Annotated in this window: 2 protein-coding genes; both read left to right on the top strand. The window is 71.7% G+C overall.

Annotated elements, in window-relative coordinates; translation table 11 throughout:
- The coding region (locus tag HUV06_RS14520) for a GLUG motif-containing protein (protein ID WP_217433901.1) at positions 1–2,987 on the top strand (2,987 nt) is incomplete at its 5' end.
- A gap of 16 nt (positions 2,988–3,003) precedes the next feature.
- Complete coding sequence (locus HUV06_RS14515) at positions 3,004–5,016, top strand: glycosyltransferase (protein ID WP_174301965.1); 2,013 nt, start codon at positions 3,004–3,006, stop codon at positions 5,014–5,016.
- Positions 5,017–5,145: the final 129 nt, after the last annotated feature.

Here is a 5,145-nt window from a genome sequence, read left to right as displayed (position 1 = left end):
TCTACCAGGCGGTGGCGGCGGGTACGGTGGCGGCGGGCTCAGCCCTCGGAACGACCCTGATCCTGCCGAACGCGACAACGGTGGGCGGCCTGTCCTTCACCGACACGCCGGTCGTCTCGGGCGCGGTGATCGCCGGCGCGCCCCTCACCGCGGGCGTGCTGGCCGCCACAACCGCACAGACCACCTACACTGGCCTGCTGGGCGAGCTGAACCTGACCTTCGGGCCGGCCGACTACCAGGCCGCCACCGCCAGCCTCGCCGCAGCTGACTTCGACATCACCGCTGACGGCGGCTTCGCCGTGGACCAGGCGATCAGCGGCGCAGGCTCGGCCACCATCGTGGCCGGCGGCGCGCTGACCACCACCGCCGCCGTGACCTCAACCGCGGGGAACGTGGCGCTGGCCTCGACCAACGGCGACGTGACCCTGGAAGGCGCGGTGTCGGCGGCCGGCGGGGTGGTGAGCCTGACCTCTTCGGGCGCGATCGTCGCCTCGGCCCCGGTGACGGCCCAGACCCTCACCGGCTCGGCGGTGGAGGCGGCCAGCTTCACGCAGGGCCAGATCGCCACCCTGGGGAGCTTCACCGCAGGCGAGGGCCTTGAGCTGTCGGACCTCGTCGACCTCACGGTGGCGGCCCAGGTGGACGGCGGCTCGGCGGCCAGCTTGAGCACCACCGGCACGATGACGCTGGCGCCGGGCTCCAGCGTCTCAGCCTTGGGTCCGGTCACCCTGCTCGCCGGCCGCGACATCGACGTGTCCGGCGCGATCAGCTCCACGGGGGGCCGTCCGGTGCGGCTGAACGCCGACACGGCCGTGGCCGGAGCGGGAACGGTCAACTTCGACCCGGGCGCGTCGGTGGACACCGGCGGCCCGGTGACCATCCTCTACAATCCCGGGACCTATGGCGGGTCCTCCGCCACCACCCGCGCCGGCAACCCCTTCAGCGCAGACATCAGCGGCGGCGGGGTGCAGACCATCCGCATGCTGGTGGACACGCCCACCCAGCTGCAGGGGGTCGGCGCGGAGCTGGACGGGCTCTACCAGCTGAACGCGGGTCTCCAGCTGTCCGGGACCTTCACCCCGATCGGGTCGGTCGCCGCCCCGTTCACCGGCCTCCTCGACGGTTTGAGCCTTGCGATCGACGACTTGAGGGTGGACACGCCCACGGGCGCGGGCCTGTTCGGCGCGGTCGGCGCCAGCGGCGTGGTTCAGAACCTGGTCCTCACGAACGTCAACGTCACGGGGACCGGCTATACGGGGGGCCTCGCGGGGGATCTCTCCGGGAGTTTGAACAACGTGACCATCGACTTGGGTTCGGTGACGGGCCTCGGCGGCACGGGCGGGCTGGTGGGCGTGGCCGAGGCTGGCTCCAGCATCGTCGGGTCGACGACGTTTGTGACCGTGACGTCCTCGGCGGGGAACGACGTCGGCGGCTTGGCGGGCGCCAACTTCGGTTCGATCACCGGAAGCGAAGCCGGCGGCCCCGTCACCGCCTCGATCGGCAGCCACGTGGGCGGCCTGATCGGCTCGAACTACGGCATGATCTCCAACGACCAGGCCACCGGCGCTGTCCAGGGGGCGGAGTATGTCGGCGGCCTGGTCGGGCTGAACTACGGGACCGTCTCAGGCGCGGCCACAGGCTCGGTCGGCGGCACGGAGTACGTCGGCGGCCTGGTGGGCTGGAACGACACAGCGGGAACGATCAGCGACTCCACCGCCAGCGGCGTGGTGAGCGCCAGCACGCCGGCCGGCTTGGCCGTGCTAGGCGCGGGGGACTACGCGGGCGGCCTGGTCGGCGTCAACAAGGGCGCGGTCAGCAACGTCTCCGCCTCGACCGGCACGGTCGCCGGCGTCGACGATGTGGGCGGGCTGGTGGGCCTCAACCAGGGCGCGCTGGGCGGAGCGGCCTCCATGACGCTGAGCGCAGCCGGCGCCGTCTCGGGCCGCAACGCGGTGGGCGGCCTGGCGGGCTGGAACGACACCGGCGCGACCATCACCGACGGGTTAGCCGCGGGCGCTGTGACCGCCAGCGGGAGCTACGGCGGCGGCTTGGTGGGGGTGAACTACGGCACGGTGACCGGCGGGACAGCTACGGGCGCTGTGATGGGCGCGGCCTACACCGGCGGCTTCGCCGGCTGGAACGCCACCGGCGGCGCGATCAGCGGGGGGGCCGCCAGCGGCGCGACGGTGAGCGGCAGCGAGTACGTCGGCGGCTTCGCCGGCTGGCAGTCGGTGGCGAGCCTGAAGTCCGACACGGCCACGGGTGCGGTGACGGACACGGGCGACTACGCCGGCGGCCTGGTGGGCGTGAACCAGGGCGGCGTCTCGGGCTCCCTGGCGCTGAGCTCCAGCGTGAGCGGCGTGAACATCGTGGGGGGCCTGGTGGGCCTGAACCAGGGTCTGATCGGGAGCGGCGACGCGTCCGGCCAGGTGAGCGCGGACATCTCCACCGCGGCGATCTCGGGCTCCACCATGCTGGGCGGCTTGGTCGGCTACAACGACCGGAACGGCGCCATCAACATCGCCTATGCGACCGGGGCGGTGACCGGCGCCTCCAGTGTCAGCGGCAACGACTATGCCGGCGGCTTGGTGGGGGTGAACTACGGCACGATCACCAACACCTACGCCACGGGCCAGGTCAGCGGGACCAACGTGGTCGGCGGCCTGGTCGGCACGAACCAGGCCGGGGGTTCGGTGAATACTAGCTACACGACCGGCAAGGTCACGGCGACAGGGGCCGCCGTGGGCGGAGTGCTCGGTGTGAACGCGGGCGAGGTGAGCTACGTCTACGGCTTCCCGGCCCTGAGCGGCCAGGCGGTCCAGACGGCCTACCAGGCGCCGACAGCCTCGGGCCAGCCGACCGCGCTCTCGACCTTGCAGGAGGACGGCTCGGCGGCCTATGCGGGCTTCGACTTCACCAACACTTGGCAGGCCAACCCCGATGGTCCGCCGACCCTGAAGGATGCGCCGACGCCGCCCGCGCCTTGAGCTGACGGCCAGGCGCATGGCGAGCCCGTATCGGACGCTTCGCGCCCCCGTGGCGCTGGAGCCGCGCATCCAGGAGATGGATCGGCTGCTGCGCCGCCAGCGCAAGGAGATCGAGGATCTGCGCGCCTCGCTGGCCTTGGTCCGCACCGGCCAGGGCGGCGGCTGGTGGAACGAGGGCGACATCAGCCTGAAGGTCGCCAAGCTGCTTCGGGTGCTGCGGGTGAAGTACGTGCGCCCGCACTCGCTGCTTGAGCGGCTGGCGCAATGGGTCAGCGGGGTGGCCGACGCCTGGCTGGAGGCGGAGCGCACGCGGCTGCTGTCCGAGGAAGACCTCGCCGCCGAACCGCCTGCAAGCCTTGGAGAAATCCTGACCCTGGCCGATCCCTACACGGTGTGGCGCAAGCGGGTGGAGCCCGAGCTCGACCGCCGCTCCGGCTTGCGCGCCATCACCCGCGGCCCGCTGATCAGCGTGGTGCTGCCGGTCTACAGGATCGCGCCCCGCATCCTGGAGGCGACGCTGCGCTCGCTTCGCGCCCAGACCTACCAAGACTGGGAGGCGTGCATCGGCTTTGCTGACGCTGATGGCGAGGCCGCGCTGGCGCTCCTGCAGCGCTATGCGAAGAAGGACCCCCGCATCCGCCTTGAGGTGCTGGAGGCCAACTACGGCATCGCCGGCAACTCCAACGCGGCGTTGAAGCTGGCGCGGGGCGACTACATCGCCCTGCTGGACCACGACGACGAGCTGCCGCCGCTGGCCCTGTCGCGCATGGCGGCGGCGATCGCCGCCGAGCCGCAGGCGGACTTCCTCTACACCGACAAGGAGATCCTCTCGGAGGCCGGAGATCGTCACTACCAGCCCCTGTTCAAGCCGGAGTGGAGCCCCGAGATGCTCTACTCGGTCAACTACCTGACCCACCTGAACCTGATCCGGGCCGACCTGATGTCTGCGATCGGCGGCTGGGCGATGGGTGTGGACGGGGCGCAGGACTGGGACCTGTTCCTACGCGCGACCGAACAGGCCGCTTGCGTGCTGCGGGTTCCCGGCGTCGGCTACAGCTGGCGGGTGCACCAGGCTTCCACCGCCTCGGGGCTGGATGCCAAGCCCTACGCCCTGCAGGCGCAGTTGAGGACCCTGGAGCGTCACGCCGAACGGACCAACCTGCCGGGTTGGTTCGAGGCCAATGCGGACACGGGCTTCCAGCTCCGCTGGCTCGACCCAGCGCCTGTGCGGGTCGTGATCCTGGGCGGTCCAGACCTCACAACGCTCGAGACGCTGATCGGCCACCTGGCCCGCGAACGGAAGAGCTTCACCGGCGTGGACGTGCTGCTGGCGCCCGCCGATTGCTGGCGCTTCTCCTCCGCCTGGCGCCAGCGCCACGGCCCGCTTCCCGGCTGGTGCAGGCTGATCCCCATCCTCGCCGACGATCCGGTGGAGGCCTGCCGCGGGGTACTCGCCGCAGCCCAGGAGCCCGTCACCGTGGTCCTTGACGGCGGGATGCTGGTCTGTACTCCCGGCGCGCTGACCCAGCTCGCCGGCTGGATGGCGCTGGAGCCGATCGCCTTCGCCTCCGGCGTGACGGTGGAGAACGATCAGCACGTCGTGGAAGCCGGCTGCGTTCTGGACTCCGCCGCAGTCGCCCACCCGCTCTTCCGAGGCGAGGTGCTGCGCCAGTGGAACGTGTTTGGCGGAGCGCTCTGGCACCGCAACGTGGAGCTGGCCAGCCCCTACCTGCTAGCGCTTCGCACCCATGAGGCTCACCGTGCCTTGGCCGAGGCGCCGCGGGGCGACTGGCGGGGCGTGTTCCATCACGTCTGCCAGGTCCTGGTCGCCGAGCGTGAGGGTGGCCGGGGCGTGGTGGACCCAAACGCCCGCGCCATCCTGGCGCTCCAGGCTGCCTATCCCGCCCCGGCGGAAGGCATGATCGGGACCGCGCGCCGCTACCTGCACCCCTTCCTCACCATCGGCCCCGCCGGCGGTATCGCCCTGGTCAAGGACGTTCCTCATGAAGCTGCCGTTCTGGCGGCCTGACCGCGGCGCGACGCGTCCGCCCCCCCGGGCCGGACTTTGGGAGCGCTACGGGGCGGACGCCCTGGCCCTGGCGGAGGCCGTGGACCTGGATCTGTACGAGCTGCCGGCCCTCGCCGCCAAGGCGCCGCC

The organism is Caulobacter sp. S45, from assembly GCF_903642205.1.
Lineage (GTDB): Bacteria > Pseudomonadota > Alphaproteobacteria > Caulobacterales > Caulobacteraceae > CAHJWH01.
The sequence above is the reverse complement of the archived record's forward strand: the minus strand, read 5'-3'. Positions and strand labels throughout refer to the sequence as shown.